The sequence below is a fragment of the Dethiobacter alkaliphilus AHT 1 genome, assembly GCF_000174415.1.
GTDB classification, from domain to species: domain Bacteria; phylum Bacillota; class Dethiobacteria; order Dethiobacterales; family Dethiobacteraceae; genus Dethiobacter; species Dethiobacter alkaliphilus.
In genome coordinates, this window is sequence record NZ_ACJM01000001.1 from 107012 (window position 1) to 122549 (window position 15538).

13 protein-coding genes are annotated in these 15538 nt (G+C 46.3%); 10 read left to right on the top strand and 3 right to left on the bottom strand.

Annotated features, from left to right (window positions below; translation table 11 throughout):
- The first annotated feature begins 29 nt into the window (after positions 1-29).
- From selA to DEALDRAFT_RS00570, 4 genes are read left to right on the top strand one after another with little or no spacing between them, the layout of a single operon-like run.
- Entirely contained in the window at positions 30-1430 is a 1401-nt protein-coding gene (gene selA / locus DEALDRAFT_RS00555) for an L-seryl-tRNA(Sec) selenium transferase (RefSeq protein WP_008513837.1), read from the top strand.
- Entirely contained in the window at positions 1418-3343 is a 1926-nt protein-coding gene (gene selB, locus DEALDRAFT_RS00560; protein ID WP_008513839.1) for a selenocysteine-specific translation elongation factor, read from the top strand. The genes selA and selB overlap by 13 nt, the downstream gene beginning before the upstream one ends.
- Positions 3344-3345: 2 nt before the next feature.
- Complete coding sequence (gene selD / locus DEALDRAFT_RS00565; protein WP_243441117.1) at positions 3346-4392, top strand: selenide, water dikinase SelD; 1047 nt, start codon at positions 3346-3348, stop codon at positions 4390-4392.
- A gap of 24 nt (positions 4393-4416) precedes the next feature.
- Positions 4417-5475 carry a PTS transporter subunit IIC gene (locus DEALDRAFT_RS00570; RefSeq protein ID WP_008513843.1) on the top strand — a complete coding sequence of 353 codons (1059 nt, stop codon included), beginning with the start codon at positions 4417-4419 and terminating at the stop codon, positions 5473-5475.
- A 64-nt stretch (positions 5476-5539) separates the two neighbouring features.
- Here DEALDRAFT_RS00570 and DEALDRAFT_RS00575 read toward each other — a convergent pair whose 3' ends face one another.
- Positions 5540-5911, bottom strand: coding sequence for a hypothetical protein (locus DEALDRAFT_RS00575; RefSeq protein ID WP_008513845.1), 372 nt, complete (start codon positions 5909-5911; stop codon positions 5540-5542).
- A 134-nt stretch (positions 5912-6045) separates the two neighbouring features.
- Between DEALDRAFT_RS00575 and DEALDRAFT_RS00580 the strand changes: the two genes are divergently transcribed.
- Positions 6046-7236 carry an EstA family serine hydrolase gene (locus tag DEALDRAFT_RS00580; RefSeq protein WP_008513847.1) on the top strand — a complete coding sequence of 397 codons (1191 nt, stop codon included), beginning with the start codon at positions 6046-6048 and terminating at the stop codon, positions 7234-7236.
- A 130-nt stretch (positions 7237-7366) separates the two neighbouring features.
- Here the strand turns inward: DEALDRAFT_RS00580 and DEALDRAFT_RS15705 are convergent, their stop codons facing one another.
- Positions 7367-9232, bottom strand: coding sequence for an LCP family glycopolymer transferase (locus DEALDRAFT_RS15705; protein WP_008513849.1), 1866 nt, complete (start codon positions 9230-9232; stop codon positions 7367-7369).
- Positions 9233-9422: 190 nt separating this feature from the next.
- Here DEALDRAFT_RS15705 and rlmD point away from each other — a divergent pair, with 190 nt between their 5' ends.
- Complete coding sequence (rlmD, locus tag DEALDRAFT_RS00590; RefSeq protein WP_008513851.1) at positions 9423-10790, top strand: 23S rRNA (uracil(1939)-C(5))-methyltransferase RlmD; 1368 nt, start codon at positions 9423-9425, stop codon at positions 10788-10790.
- Positions 10791-10985: 195 nt separating this feature from the next.
- Complete coding sequence (locus tag DEALDRAFT_RS00595) at positions 10986-11183, top strand: cold shock domain-containing protein (RefSeq protein ID WP_008513852.1); 198 nt, start codon at positions 10986-10988, stop codon at positions 11181-11183.
- 127 nt (positions 11184-11310) lie between these two features.
- Here the strand turns inward: DEALDRAFT_RS00595 and DEALDRAFT_RS00600 are convergent, their stop codons facing one another.
- On the bottom strand, positions 11311-11805 hold the full coding sequence (locus DEALDRAFT_RS00600; protein WP_008513854.1) for a hypothetical protein: 495 nt from the start codon (positions 11803-11805) through the stop codon (positions 11311-11313).
- 356 nt (positions 11806-12161) lie between these two features.
- Between DEALDRAFT_RS00600 and DEALDRAFT_RS00605 the strand changes: the two genes are divergently transcribed.
- The 3 genes from DEALDRAFT_RS00605 to DEALDRAFT_RS00615 all read left to right on the top strand — a co-directional run bounded on the left by DEALDRAFT_RS00605 (position 12162) and on the right by DEALDRAFT_RS00615 (position 15427).
- Positions 12162-13418: a hypothetical protein gene (locus DEALDRAFT_RS00605; RefSeq protein WP_008513856.1), complete on the top strand. Its 1257-nt coding sequence runs from the start codon at positions 12162-12164 to the stop codon at positions 13416-13418.
- A gap of 616 nt (positions 13419-14034) precedes the next feature.
- Positions 14035-14649: a rhomboid family intramembrane serine protease gene (locus DEALDRAFT_RS00610; protein ID WP_008513858.1), complete on the top strand. Its 615-nt coding sequence runs from the start codon at positions 14035-14037 to the stop codon at positions 14647-14649.
- A 7-nt stretch (positions 14650-14656) separates the two neighbouring features.
- Positions 14657-15427, top strand: a complete 771-nt coding sequence (locus tag DEALDRAFT_RS00615; protein WP_008513860.1) for a DUF6544 family protein — start codon at positions 14657-14659, stop codon at positions 15425-15427.
- Positions 15428-15538: the final 111 nt, after the last annotated feature.

Genomic DNA, 15538 nt, shown 5'->3' on the forward strand with positions numbered 1-15538 from the left:
GATGAAAAAAACGTCAGTAGGTGAAATAAATGGGTGAAAACTGGCGACAGACATATCTGCGCTCGCTGCCTGCGGTGGATACGGCGGTTATGGCTTATAAGCAAAATAACCCCGATAACCACTATCCGCATGCGCTGATGGTGCAGGCTGTCCAGGAAATTGTGGAGACATTACGCCGTCAGATTCTGACGGCTGAAAATGAAAAAGAACTAAAAGGAATGAAGCTGACTCCGGGGGGATTAGCCACCAGGATAGATACCTGGCTTAGCCGGTTAACTTCCCCTTCATTGCGCCGCGTCATAAATGCCACCGGTACGGTGCTGCATACCAATATGGGCCGCGCAGCTTTGGCGGATAAAGCCAAAGAAGCCATGGAAGAAGCGGCGGGCTACTGCAATCTGGAAATGGATTTGCTGGAGGGCCGGCGCGGGTCACGCCATGAGCATGTGGAAAAGCTGCTGGTAAGCCTGACCGGGGCCGAAGCGGCCTGTGTGGTCAACAATAATGCAGCCGCTGTTTTATTGTGTCTGAACACTTTGGCGGCAGGGAAAAAGGTTATTGTTTCCCGCGGTGAGTTGGTGGAAATCGGCGGCAGTTTCCGCATTCCCGATGTGATGGTTGCCAGCGGAGCACAGCTCACCGAGGTAGGCACCACCAACAAAACCCATCCGGCCGATTATGAAAATGCCGTTGATGAGGAAACGGCCCTGCTGTTAAAAGTACATACCAGCAACTATAAAGTGGTGGGTTTTACCGCCGACGTCTCCATGGAACAATTAGTTTCCCTGGGGAAAAAGTATCAACTACCCGTGATGGAAGATCTGGGCAGCGGACTGTTTGTTGATTTAACCCCTTATGGCTTGGAGGCGGAACCACTGGTGGCCAAGCGGGTTGCCGACGGTGTGGATGTTCTTACCTTAAGTGGCGATAAATTGCTAGGGGGACCGCAGGCCGGCATCATTGTGGGGAAACGTACCTATATTGAACGCATCCGTAAAAACCAGCTGATGCGGGCACTGCGCCCGGATAAAGTGACTCTGGCGGCCCTGGAAGCCACTTTGCGCATTTATCTGACCGGAAATCCCCTGCAGGAGATTCCGGTACTGGCCATGCTTAGTGCAACTGCTGCAGAACTGCAAGAGCGGGCGGAAAAACTGGCGGACAGACTGCGTCAAGAGGCCTCTGCGCTGATAACCGTTGATACCCGGGAGGATGTTTCCTTTGTGGGAGGCGGGGCAATGCCGCAGACCAAACTGGCCACCACCGTTGTGGCCGTACGCCCAAAAAGCGGTTCTTTCAGTCATTGGGTTCAGAAGCTGCGCACAGGCGAGCCGGCCCTGGTGGGCCGTGTACAGGACGACTGGCTGCTGTTGGATCCCCGTACTCTCTCCATAGCAGATGAGGAAGAGGTGGTCCGATGTCTCATGTAATTATCGGTACAGCGGGCCATGTGGACCATGGTAAAACCGCATTGATAAAAGCACTGACCGGTGAGGAAACAGACCGGCTTCAGGAAGAAAAGGACCGTGGTATTTCCATTGAGCTGGGGTTTGCCCCCTTTCGCCTGCCCAGCGGACGGCTGGCCGGTGTGGTGGATGTCCCCGGCCATGAAAGGTTTATCCATAACATGCTGGCAGGAATCGGCGGCATCGACCTGGTTCTTCTGGTGGTGGATGTTACAGAGGGGGTAATGCCCCAAACCCGGGAGCATGTGGAGATTATGGATCTCTTACAGGTGGCGCGTGGAATTGTGGTGCTGGCCAAAGCCGACCTGGCCGAAGATGAAGACTGGCTGGACTTGGTGGAGGAAGAAGTGTCGGAAGCGCTGACAGGCACGTTTTTGCAGGATGCGCCCCTTTTCCGTGTCTCAGCCCATACCGGCCGCGGCATGGACCAACTCTTAACCGCCATTGATGATCTGACCGGGGAAATGGCTCCCCGTGATGACCGGGCGCCGCTTCGTATGCCGGTGGACCGCGTGTTTAGCATTGCCGGTTTTGGCACCATTGTCACCGGTACTCTGCTGGCAGGGAAAGTTACCCAGGGGATGACGGTGGATGTGCTACCTCTAAAGCGTAGCGCCCGGGTGCGTCAGATCCAGGTGCACGGAGATGTGGTAAATGAGGCGGTGGCAGGCCAACGGGCAGCGGTTAACCTGTCAGGAATGGAAAAGGAAGCACTCCCCCGCGGCAGCGTGGTGGCCGCACCGGACTCCCTTGATACTACATACATGCTGGACACCAAGCTTAAACTTTTGTCCAGTGCACCACGAATTGTTAAGAATCTGACCCGCGTTCATGTTTACCTGGGCACCGGCCGTGCGGTGGGACGCATTGCTTTATTGGACCGGGATGAGTTAAAACCCGGCGATGAAGCACCGGTCCAGTTGCGTCTGGAAAAGCAGTTAGTGGCCCAAAGCGGCGACCGCTTCATCGTGCGCAGCTTTTCTCCCATGACAACCATCGGAGGCGGCCTGGTTTTGGATGCAGGCCCGGTTAAACATAAACGCTTTAAGAAAGAAGTCCTCTCCAAATTCAAGGAACTGGAGAAAGGGGACCCGGCAGCACCGGTTCTGCAGCGAATCCGCCGTGAATATGCGGTGGCGGGCAAAGTCCTGGAAAAACAGGCGGGCCTGGCTCCGGAGCTTTTAAAATCCAGCCTGGAGCGGCTCCAGGAGGAAGGTAAAGTACACAAGGCTGGGGACTTGTGGGTGGATGCAGTGGCAGCCCGACAGTGGGAGGAGCAGCTAATCAGCTCCCTGGAAGATTTTCACCGGGACAACCACCTGGCGGTGGGCCGTTCCCGGGCGGAGCTGCGCAGCGTACTGCCCAAAGAGGTGCCGCCTAAGGTATATGACTGGCTGGTACAGGGGATGGTGGAAAAGGGCCTGCTTACCCTCCATGGTGACTTAATAGCACTAACAGGTCATCGGCCCACACCCAGCGAGGATGAACAGAAGCAACTGGAACAGTTGGCCAAGCTCTACCAGCAGGGCGGTTTTAAGCCCCCCACCATAAAAGATGCGGCAGAGTCGACAAAGCTTAATACAGCCAAATTGGAAAAATACCTGGAGTATTTGGCCTGGCAGGGTACGCTGGTAAGACTTGATGACCAACTGGCCATGCACGCTGACCACTTTGCCCTGGCCAAGGCAGAACTGTGCCGGCACTTCAGAGAAAAGAAAACCCTGGCCGCCGGTGAATTCCGTGAGCGGCTGGGTAGTACCCGTAAATTTGTGGTACCTCTGTTGGAAAACTTTGATCGCTTGAAATGGACAAGGCGCATGGGGGATGAACGGGTTCCCTGGCGCCTGGATATAGAAAACTGCGGGGAGGAGGAATAACGGTGGATGATAAAAAAGCACGCCTCACACAACTAACCTGCAGCGGTGGCTGAGCAGCAAAAATGCCCCCCGGGGCATTGGCACAGGTTCTGTGCAAATTACCGGAAATGAAAGACGATAACCTGCTGGTGGGCTGCGATTCCTTTGCCGACGCCGGAGTTTACCGGGTCAGAGACGATCTGGCTTTGGTGCAAACCCTGGACTTTTTCACGCCGGTGGTGGACGACCCCTACGCCTATGGGCAAATCGCCGCCGCCAACGCCCTCTCCGATGTCTACGCCATGGGGGCCAAACCCCTTACCGTCATGAATATCGTCTGCTTTCCTTCCCGCTCCCTGGGCCCTGAAGTACTGGCTGAGATTTTAAAGGGAGGAGCAGACAAGGTCTTGGAAGCCGGCGCCTTAATTGTGGGCGGCCACAGCGTGGAAGACAATGAACCCAAGTACGGACTGTCGGTTACCGGCACGGTCCATCCGGATAAGCTGATTACCAACTCCGCCGCAAAAGACGGTGATGTGCTGGTCCTTACCAAACCGTTGGGCTCCGGCCTGATACTAACCGCGGCCAAAGCGGAAATGGCGGCAGCGGGAGATCTGCTGGCGGTGGAGAAGGCTATGAAAACACTGAACAAGGATGCGGCGGAGGTCATGGCGGAGGTTGGCGTTCACGCCGCCACCGACATTACCGGCTTTGGCCTTTTGGGCCACGCCCGTGAGTTGGCATTAGCCAGCGGAGTAGCCCTGGAGATATCCTTTGGCCGCGTCCCACTCTTTAGCGGCGCACTGCGCGCCGCCGGCATGGGCCTGGTGCCCGCCGGCGCCTACGCCAACCGTGAGTATGTGGCCGAAGGCCTGGCAAACCCGGAAGCCGTTGAGGAGAGGGCAATGGATGTTCTCTGCGACCCGCAAACCTCCGGCGGCCTGTTGATTGCCGTATCAGAGGAAAAGGAGAAAGAATTGCTGGCGGCCCTGAAAGGCCGTAATGTGGAGGCTGCCTCCATCGGGCGCGTACTTAACGGCAAAGCGGGTACAATAACACTTACACCATAAATTATCCTGTTTGGAGGGTTCCCCATGACTGAAAAGAAAGGTTTCTTAGCCCGTAAAAATATTGAGTTTTCCCTGCAGCGCTACTTCATCGACGCCTTGGGCGCCATGGCGCTGGGTTTGTTTGCTTCACTGATTGTTGGCCTGATATTAAGTACCGCCGGTGAACAACTGGCGAACCTGTTAGGCCCTAACGCCCTGTTTACATTCTTACAGGATATCGGCGTAACCGCCATGGGCATGATGGGCCCAGCCATCGGTGTGGCTGTGGCCTACGGCTTAGGCGCGCCCCCATTAGTGCTTTTTGCCAGTGCCATTACCGGCTCCGCCGGAGCGGCTGTGGGTGTAGGGGCATTTACTGCCGGTCCTGCCGGTTCTTTTATTGCTGCTGTTATCGGTGCGGAATTTGGCAAAATGGTTTCCAAAGAAACAAGAGTTGATATTATCGTCACTCCTGCAGTAACCATTGCTGCCGGTATACTGGCGGCTAACACCCTGGGGCCGCCGGTGGCCAGTTTTATGGCCCAGCTGGGTGAGCTGATTATGTGGGCCACCGAACTACAACCCATACCCATGGGCATCATTGTTGCAGTCTTAATGGGTCTTGCCCTTACAGCGCCAATTTCCAGTGCGGCCATCGCCATTATCATGCAGCTCTCCGGCCTGGCAGCCGGTGCCGCCACCGTAGGTTGTGCCGCCCAAATGGTGGGTTTTGCCGTAGCCAGCTATAAAGAAAACGGCTGGGGCGGTCTCCTTTCCCAAGGCGTGGGAACATCCATGCTGCAAATACCCAATATTGCCAAAAACCCCTGGATTCTGGTTCCACCCACTTTGGCGGCAGCCATTATCGGCCCTCTGGCAACAACCATCTTTCGGATGGAAAACATCCCTGCCGGAGCCGGCATGGGCACCAGCGGTTTCGTAGGCCAATTCGGCACCGCCACCGCCATGGGCTTTACCACACCGATTCTTTTACAAATCATTCTCCTGCACTTCCTCTTACCGGCCATCCTGGCCTACCTCTTTGCCCAATGGCTGCGCAACACCGGCAAGATCAAAGACGGAGACTACAAACTAGACCTTTAGCCAAAATAATAACAGCAAAAATGCCAGGCCTAACGGGCCTGGCATTAATTTAAACTGAAATATTTCAGGAAGATTGGTTGTTTGAAAAAAACGGATAGAGAAACGCCAATGCAATTACAAACAGTACAACAAACATACCGGCCAGCGCTATTTCACCCTGCTGCAAAAAATAACCGGGACTCTGTATTAACGTATATACCAACATTCCCATGGAAAACAGGTATAGTTTGAACGCCCATTCCTTATTTTTTATAATTGCCAACCCACTGACAATCAGTAAAGCTGCCGTCACAAACTCGGCCATCAAGTGCATGCCAATCTGAACCGGAGCCGTTTCTAATTCCGGTATATTATCCGTTACATAAAACATAATCCAGGCTCCAATCATGGTGATTCCTACAAAAATAGAATATAAAGCAGCGTTTAGCTTATTCATTGTATCAATCCTTTCCCATGTTTCTGACCATGCAGGTTACCCCTGATTCCATACTTATTTTAATATACCCGTGATATAATGTATATAGATTTAATGCCAATTATTATATGTGATCCAGATTATAAGGAGAAGCGATGACAAACAGAGAATACAATGTCCAAGGCCAGGCTGCGCCGGGTTTTGAGGAAGTAAAAGCCGAGTTTGCAAGGAATTTTTCGCAGCGAAAAGAGATTGGGGCTGCCTGTACAATTTTCTATCAGGGACAGAAGGTTTTTGATTTCTGGGGAGGACTCAGAAAAGAAAAAGAACCTTGGGAGAAAGATACCCTAGCCCTGATTTTTTCTGCAACCAAGGGAACAGCCTCAATTGTACTGGCTAAGCTTCATTCCACCGGTTTACTGAACTACGAAGAGAAAATAGCTACATACTGGCCGGAATTTGCTCAAAACGGCAAAGAGCATATCACAGTAAGACAGCTTTTGTCTCATCAGGCCGGACTGGTAATGCTGGATGAAAAGCTAAACATTGCCGAACTGGATGACTTCGATAAGACGGCTGCAATAATTGCCCGCGCCAAGCCTATGTGGGAACCGGGCAAATATCAGGGATACCAGGCCACCACAATTGGCTTTTATTTAGGAGAGCTGGTTAGAAGAATTGATGAAAAGCACCGCAGCCTGGGTACATATTTCCATGAAGAAATAGCAAAACCATTAGGATTGGACTTTTATATTGGGTTGCCGGAGTGCATCTCAGAGGACAGAATGTCTGAAATAATCATGGCTAATCCCTTGCTTGCGTTACTAAACATGGGGAAAATGCCTGCCGGTATCAGAAAAGTAATGCTTAATATCAATTCACCCTTTATTAAGTCCATGACACTGGTTAAAGGTTATAACCCCAACAAAAGGGAAACCTGGCGGGTAGAACAGCCCTCAGGAAACGGAATCGGCACCGCACGCTCCACAGCATACTTATACAGTATTCTGGCAAACGGAGGGAAAGAGCTTAATCTTAGCCCCGCCACATTTCAAGCCTTAAACGCACCACCGGAAAAACCGGAAAAAGGGTGCCATGACCAGGTGATGAATATTCAAACCCGCTATGGCCTGGGCTTTATGAAGCCGGACCCCATTTTTAGATTCTCAGATAACAGCAATGCCTTCGGCTTCCTGGGGGCCACCGGTTCCTTTGCTTTTGCCGACCCCCAATACAAAGTCGGTTACGCCTACTTCACACGCAAAATGGGCTATTACGGTGTAAACGACCCCAGGGAAAAAAGCGTGCGCCAGGCAATGTACCGATGCATCGCTAAACTGAGATAAGGAGAGGATGGGACAAGGGGACCCTCTGGCGAGGACAGGCAGGTCAACTGTCCCATTTTTTTTCGCTTTAATAAAATAACTGCCGGTTAGTATTATTGAACCGGCAGTTATGGTTTGGAGTCAACAGGACTTACTCTATTGGGATATCATTGAAAATGTAGTCACTTAACATTGTTGCACCTGCATCGCGATCAAATACGTAATAATAAACGCCGTTGATCATCTGCCCTTTACCCATGGAACGTGGTGGAAACTGTTGTTGTTCTATCGTTCTGATATTATTCAGTACTGCTTTTCGCCCTAAATTCAGCATTTGATTGGAGGTTAAGTTTGTTCTCAAATGCGGAAACACCTGATTAACCATTCCCGGGTAAGACGTAACCGGAGTTCTTAAAGCAGATTCGATGGTAGATTCCATTACATCCCGTTGCCTTCTGGCTCTTTCAAAATCAGAATCAATTTTACGGATTCGTGAGAAACGCAGGGCTTGCTTCCCATTTAATACATGGGTCCCGCCGCCGCTGATCCCGGAAATTTCCCTTGCTTCCCGATCTGTAACCTCTACTTCTACTCCACCAACGGCATCGATTATGGCCGGCATGGATGTGAAGTTTAGCGAGATAAAATGACGGATATCTAAGTTAAAGTTTTGGTTTATTGTTTTGATTGCCAGTTCCGGACCCCCAAAGGCATGGGCATGGTTAATTTTGTCCAGTCTGCGCCCTGGAATATCTACATAAGAATCCCGCGGTATGGAGGTTATTTTAATTTTGTCGTGTACTTCATCCAGGGTTAAAATCATGATAGCGTCACTTCGACCGACCATACCATCCGTTGAATCAATCCCAAAGATGGCAATATTGGTAATCCCGGGAGCACCCGACTCTTCTCCGATGCCAAGAGACTCATCATCCTGAGCAATTTCTTCTCTCTCCATCTGAGCCAGGAAATACATGGCGCCGACGTAGGCTGTCAAAAGCAAAGCTATAATTACTCCAATAGCAATGAGAATAATACGTTTTTTTCGGTCTTTAGCAGATAGTGTTTTTCCTTTAACTTTTTCCGGTTTCCCGGCACTTGCTTTCTGTCGACGCTTATATAACAGAAAAGCTGACACCAGTATAGCAATTAATAAAGCCAAAACTAAGAAAAAGTTCAGCAGAGGGTTCCCAAAAATTCTGGAGAAAAAACCAGGAGATTCTTCTTCTTCGATACTTACTGTAAACTCCTCATAAAAACCGTTATATTTTACAGTGACCACTTGCTCTTCTACTGCTTCTTCACTGTTGAATCCTTCTACAGTTAACTCTTCCAAGGGGATTTCTTCTTCTTCACCGTTATCCAACTCTCTAAAAACTACCAACCCGTCCAGGTCCAATTCTTCGCCGACGAAATACACAGTTTTATAAGGCTCAGCAACGAGACTAATACCTACTGCGTTTACGGGCTCCGGCTCTTCCTCAGGTGTTTCCTCTCTGGGAGCAGGTTCCGGCTGCACAACGGGAGCTTCAGGTTCTGGCTCCGGTTCAGGTTCCGGTGCCTGTGAGCGGTATACGAAAGTAACTTCTCTTTGCTGTCCTGGCTCGGAAAGGGTTACGGATTGTTTTGCAGACCCGATAAGTTCGTAGCCGGAAAAGCTTTTTGCCTCAAAGCTATGGTTTCCAAGTTTATAATCGTTCTTACTGGGGTTGACAATGTTGTCCCCATTTTCATCAACAAAACGTACAGTAATTGTGCCTGTGGCAGGCTCTGGTTCAGGTTCAGGGTCAGGCTCCGGTTTCGGTTCAGGCTTAGGATCTGGTTCAGGATCTGGTTCAGGGTCAGGCTCAGGATCAGGTTGCGGGTTAGGCTCCTGCTCCGGATCCTCCTGTTCATTTTCTTCCATTTGTACCACATTCTCATTGTTTTCTTGTGCAAAAGCAGAAAAAGAAAACAGACTCATGATCATTCCCAGGATTAAAACTATGGTTAGTATCTTTTTAAAGTTATTATTCATCTTTTTTCCTCACAATGAGTTAAATTTCGTTCAACTCTATTACAATACCATTAATTCGGCAATAAGGGTAGATGTTATTAAGTTAATTTAAAAATTTTGCAGTGATATAACTTGCTTAAAATGCATGCTTTTGTCCTGCATGCACAAATCGTGTATACTTTAAAACAAATGACAAAAAAGAGGGATTTAGTTGAAGAAGAAACCACCTGTTAAGAAAGGCCAGCAGGTTGAGCTGGAGATACATAGTTTAAACCATGACGGCGAAGGGGTAGGCCGTTATCAGGGCTTTACCATCTTTGTTCCTGATGCTGTTCCGGGGGATACGGTGAACGCAAAAGTTATTTCTGTTCAGAAAAGCTATGCACGTGCCCTGCTTCAGTCAGTCATAACAAGTTCACCAACAAGAATAGCACCTTCCTGTGAGCACGCAGCTCAATGTGGAGGGTGCCAATTACAACATTTACAGTATGAAGAGCAGCTTAAATTAAAGCAGAACATAGTTAGCGATACGCTTAAACGCATAGGCGGCATAGACATTCCTGTTTTAGCCACCATGGGCATGCAGGATCCCTGGCGTTACCGCAATAAAGCACAGGTGCCCGTTGGCCTGGAGAATGGTACAGTCCGTGCCGGGTTTTATGAGAAACGCAGTCACAATATCATTGATCTAAAGTGCTGTCACATTCAGCACCCGGCAAATGACAATGTGGTGCATACGGTACGTAATATCCTGCAGCAGCTATCTGTACCAGTCTATCGGGAGAGGGAGCATAAAGGGCTTGTACGTCATATATTAGCCCGCACATCCTTTACTACAGAAGAGGTGCTGGTGGCTATTGTCACTAACGGTCGTCAGCTCCCCAAAAAACAAGAGGTAGTCCAACAACTAAAAGATTCCATCCCTAACCTTTGCGGCATAGTACAAAACATAAATACCCGCAAAGGCAACACTATTCTAGGTAACGAAGAGCTCACCCTCTTGGGACGCCCCTGGCTACGTGAAAAACTGGGAAATCTGCATTTCCATGTCTCAGCACGTTCATTCTTTCAGGTAAATCCCCTCCAAACAGAGGTTCTCTATAACAAGGCTTTGGAATATGCAAATCTCAGCGGCACTGAAACAGTTTTTGACCTGTACTGCGGTATAGGAACCATCTCTTTGTTTTTAGCCCGTAAAGCAGCCAAAGTAGTAGGTGTAGAATCGGTAGAAGCAGCAGTTCACGATGCCCGGGAAAATGCCAACGTGAACAATATTAAAAATGCCGAATTCCATACCGGCACCGCAGAAACCGTGGTTCCCAGGCTGTTTAAACAAGGCTATCATGCCGATGTGGTGGTGGTAGATCCACCGCGCAAAGGCTGTGATGAAAAACTACTGGCAACCATAGCCGCTATGCGTCCCCAGCGTATAGTCTATGTCTCCTGTAACCCGGCAACATTAGCACGTGACCTAAAATACCTACAGCAAAACGGCTATAATCCTATAGAAGCCCAACCGGTAGACATGTTCCCTCATACGAGCCATGTTGAGACAGTGGTGCTGCTAGAGAGGAAGTAGCAAATACGTAGCAACTTTAGGTGCTACTATACTTTTTAAAATATAATTTGCTATATCCCAGCAACTGTGATATAGTTGTAAAGATGTTAAAAGTTAAAAACACAAATCTATTTTGAGACCTCTTTTACTTATTATTGGTCAAGGTTTTTGGTTTTAAGCTTTTTGATCAATTCAAAGAAGAGGAGGGGTTTCAACATGACAGGTAAAGTAAAATGGTTCAATTCGGATAAAGGTTTCGGTTTTATCGAAACTAGCGAAGGTAACGATGTATTCGTTCACTTTTCCGCTATCCAAGCCGAAGGTTTTAAAAACCTTGAAGAAGGTCAAGACGTATCTTTTGACGTAGTCGAAGGTAATCGTGGTCCTCAAGCCGCTAATGTTGTAGGTAGATAATATTTTAATGATCAAAAAAGGCAATTCCTAACCGGAACTGCCTTTTTTTATTACAAAAGTAAAATCTTAATTTTTATAACTGTACTGAAAAACGCTTAAGGCGTTTTGATTGTTGCCATTTTGAACATTATTTTAACTGTAACAGGTCTGACCATTCTCCTGTTTCAACATTGCGCAGCAATAGCCAGATGTGGTGAAAGTTATAGGTGTTGTCGGTGTTAATGTGGACACTGTTTTTGATGAAGTGATGTATAGCAAAAGCAGGGGAGGCACATCTGATTAGTAAATCTATTCTTCCCTGGTAGTCGTACTTTTTCCCCACTTTGTTGGCTATTAAGTCATTTAGCGTATCAATCATTGTGCTGACGAATTGAATTTCGTCAGGTACATGGTCTAATTTTCCTAAAAGCAGCCGGGCTTCGTGCTCATCGTAAAAGAGATGTGTTACTTCGACGGCAATTTCTTCTTCATGCCCAGTCAGGATAAAGTCCGGTTTGCTGATTCCATCCTCACCATAGTGTTTCTTTACATGGTATTGAATACCGCAGAGCTTCTTTATGTTCTTAATGAACCAATGAATTGCGGCCTCTTCCAATAGTTTTTTCTCATCGTTTAGTGCCATTAGAAAACTCCTTAACAGCATAAAGAGCTGATCTTCTTATAGATATGATTATTATATCACTGATTGTCAAAATGGCGAGGGAGATCTCGTTGTGATGGACATAGCGACGTTTACCCGCCGAGAAAAATTACTCAAACAGTCCCAGGATTCAACTAATCCTACCACTAGATAATATACGGTTAAAAGACCAATAAAAGCAAAAAAAACCCATAAAAACGGGCTTTAATAGTATCTGATTTCATGTAGGCTTTAACCCCCTAATGCCTTTTTAGCAACAATTCTTTTGACAATTCTCCAGCATTTATATACTATAAAGCTATGGAGCTACTACTTTGTGTAGTTTAGGGGAGGTCAGGATGTCTGTAGAACAGTTAGAGGCACTAATCCATAGATATAAATGCGATTCTGAGTCAGTTTATAATACCTGGTTTATTTATAACGAGGCGAGGACAAAAGCATTCAGGACAATTCGCCGTGGTGTAATGAATGTTGTTGAAACTATCAAACAAGGAACTTTTGGCAACGATTTTAAAGGGTCTCCTTTAGAGTTTGTTTTGAATTGTATTACTGAACAGAAACAGGTTTTTCAAGGAGCTGCCCATCCATTTTACTGGAAGCCAAAACTTCGCATTCCTGATATTTATGAAAATGAAGAAAATCAGCATATTTTTGCCGAGTTTCTTGAAGCCGCGTTATCTGCTACAACGGCAGATAAACTAGTAAAGAATATTGTGGAACTTGACCGGTGCAACATTAAAGGCCTGGGTCCTGCTGTCGCCAATATTCTTTATTTTTTACATCCGACTTTAATGCCGCCTTTTAATACAGCTATGGTGAATGGTTTTAACGCTTTATTTAATGATAAGAAAAAGCTGGGGTCGTGGAAAGAGTATCTAGCTATGCGGGAGACAATTATATCAGTTAATGAAAAGGTTAAGCCTTACCTTTCAAAAGACTTAGGTGCATTTTCCGGATTTTTGTTTGATGTAGGTGTTGGTAAAATTGCATTGGATCAAACCTGGGAGAATGCTCTGGCCTTTGAAACAAACAAGCTTGAAAAAGCTTTGAAAAAGCGCCATGATGAAATTTCTCAGGAAGTTGATGAAGAAAACGAGCACTTGCGTATGCAGTTTGTTTTGTCGGAAATAGGCCATGCTTTGGGTTACGATGTTTTCATTGCCGCTAACGACAGAACAAGGTCACTTAATGGCAAAAGGCTGCAATTTTCCACCCTTCCCAAGCTTCCTCCATTAAACCTGCCCCCCGAAGTGTTAAAGGCAGTTTCCCTGATTGACGTAATTTGGCTTAACAAAGAATCCCGCAATATAGAATGTGCATTTGAAGTCGAGAAGAGCACGTCAATCTATTCAGGCATTCTCCGGCTCTTTGATTTAGCGTCCTCTTTGAATGACAGGCAGTATAACTTTTTTCTTGTAGCACCGGATACAAGGGAAAAAGAGATAATTGCACAACTTAAGCGCCCTTCGTTTGCAGGCATTAACTGTATGTCATTGCACTATTTGTTATTCTCAGATGTCTATAAGCACTGTGAGGGTATTTGCAAATTCGGAGAGGACTATAGAGTTTTATTTAAACTTTCAAGGTCTGTTTAAATAACTTGAGTGCAACTTAACACTGACATAATTGCTGGAATTACCGGGCCACTATTTATTTGAGTACAAAAAAGTAATCACCGCAAAGTTTAACACCACCAAATTAATGAGCTTGGTGGTGTTTTTTTCTTGTACAGATGTTCATTTGTGCGTAGCACGCAATATAAATAATCTACCGCCATCTTTTACATAGTTTGAAGGGATTAGGCATGAATGGAAGAGCAGTACATGTTCCCCTGGACGATAAGTTCAGGGGGATTTTGCTTTCCAGTTACATCAACTAAAGTCCTGAACGCAGTATGGAGTGTTTTTCTCCATTTTGGTGCCCAACAATGGAACCGTTTAATGCAAAATATCACCCATTGAACCTAAGATCTACTCCACTCAGGGTAAACTTGTAGAGCCAAGACAGAATTGCTGCCATAATGGAAGTAAGAAAACGAAATGAGGTGCCTATTATGGAACAGATTCTCTGCCTAGCCTTTTGTTGTGTCTATAATACGAAAAGATTGGATTAATAATTTCCAGGAAGAAAGTGAAGCCTTAATACCTGGGATTAGGGCTCCTTTCATAAGGACCTGGCACCAGTACAGCAATTTACGAGGAGGAATAAAAAATGGGGGAAAAGAAATACATGGAAAGTATTCGGGACAGACAAGGGACGTTAGTGATAATATTTATTAATTTGGTGTTTTTCATTGCTATAAACACAGTTCCAAACATTGGGGATAAATTATTTCTGGATCCACAGGTTTCTATGATACTAGAAAGGCCCTGGACCTTGGTGACGGTGTTTTTCTCACACGAAATTCATATTCATTTTCTTGGCAACATGGGACTGTTATATTTCTTTGGTTCGGAATTAGAGAAAATTACTACCCCTAAAACCATCTTTCTAATATACTTAATTGCTGGCTTTATTGGCAGTCTGGCAATTATTCCGGTTGCTTATCTCATAGAGTGGAATGATACTGTAGTCGGAGCCTCAGCAGCAGTTTGGGGTATAGTCGCAACATTTGCAGCGATGCGTCCGAATGTCAGTATTTTGGGCGGAAAAGCAAAGCATTGGGCAGTAACATTGTTTATTATGAATGCGGTTTTGGCCATTATAAACCCTCAGAACTTAGGGGTTGGCTCCGGCGCCCATGCCATGGGAATTATAGTGGGAGTGATGATAGGCTATTGTCTCAAAAACAAACAGACACAAAATAGTTATGAAGACAGGAGATGATATATCGATGCAAAGATTGTTTGAAAAGGAGAGAGCCAGAGAAATAAATAGATATTCAAACATCACAAGCTCCGAGATTTTTTCGGAGAGTGATATTGCCTCTCTTCCTGAACCGGTTCAAAAATACTTCAAAGTTTGTGGTTATATTGGAAAACCCAAGATATTCAATGCCGATGTAATTTGGAAAGAAAGTTTTATAAAACTGTCACCGGAAAAAGGCTGGACAAAATTAGAAACGAAACAATTTAACTCAGTAATTGAACCTGTAAGAATAGCTTATATGAAAGCTTTATCAATGCCGCTGCAAGTTAGAGATATATATCGAAAAGGACAGGGACAAGTGTATGGTAAGCTGTTTAACCTTATTCCTGTTGTGAACGCCAAAGGAAAAGAGACAAGCCAGTCAGCTTTGATTACATTATTTTCTGAAATTCTATTTATCCCCAGTTATAGTTTGCAGAATTATATAAAGTGGAAACCAATAGATTCTTTAACCGCCAAAGCCAGATTTATTCATAAGGATATAGATGTTACCGGCACTTTTTATTTTGACGAAGAAGGTAAGTTTATTCGCTTTGAAACAAATGACCGGTTTTATAATGAAAAAGGCGGAAAGTTCGTGAAAAAAAGATTTTCAGCAGTTGCTGATAATTACAAAGAGAAAGATGGATTGAAGATTCCAAGCAAGGTTAGAATTATATGGCATCTAGAAAATGGAGATTATGAATATTTTAAGGGAGAAATAGACGATATCATTTATAACGTCAGATTCCCTTGAATCGCAGATCTTTTTATTCCAAATTTAAAGATATCTAACCGCAGAAAATGCCTGGAGCTACGGGCTATTATGCGGTTTTTTTATTAGTAACATGGCTATCTTTCTTGTATT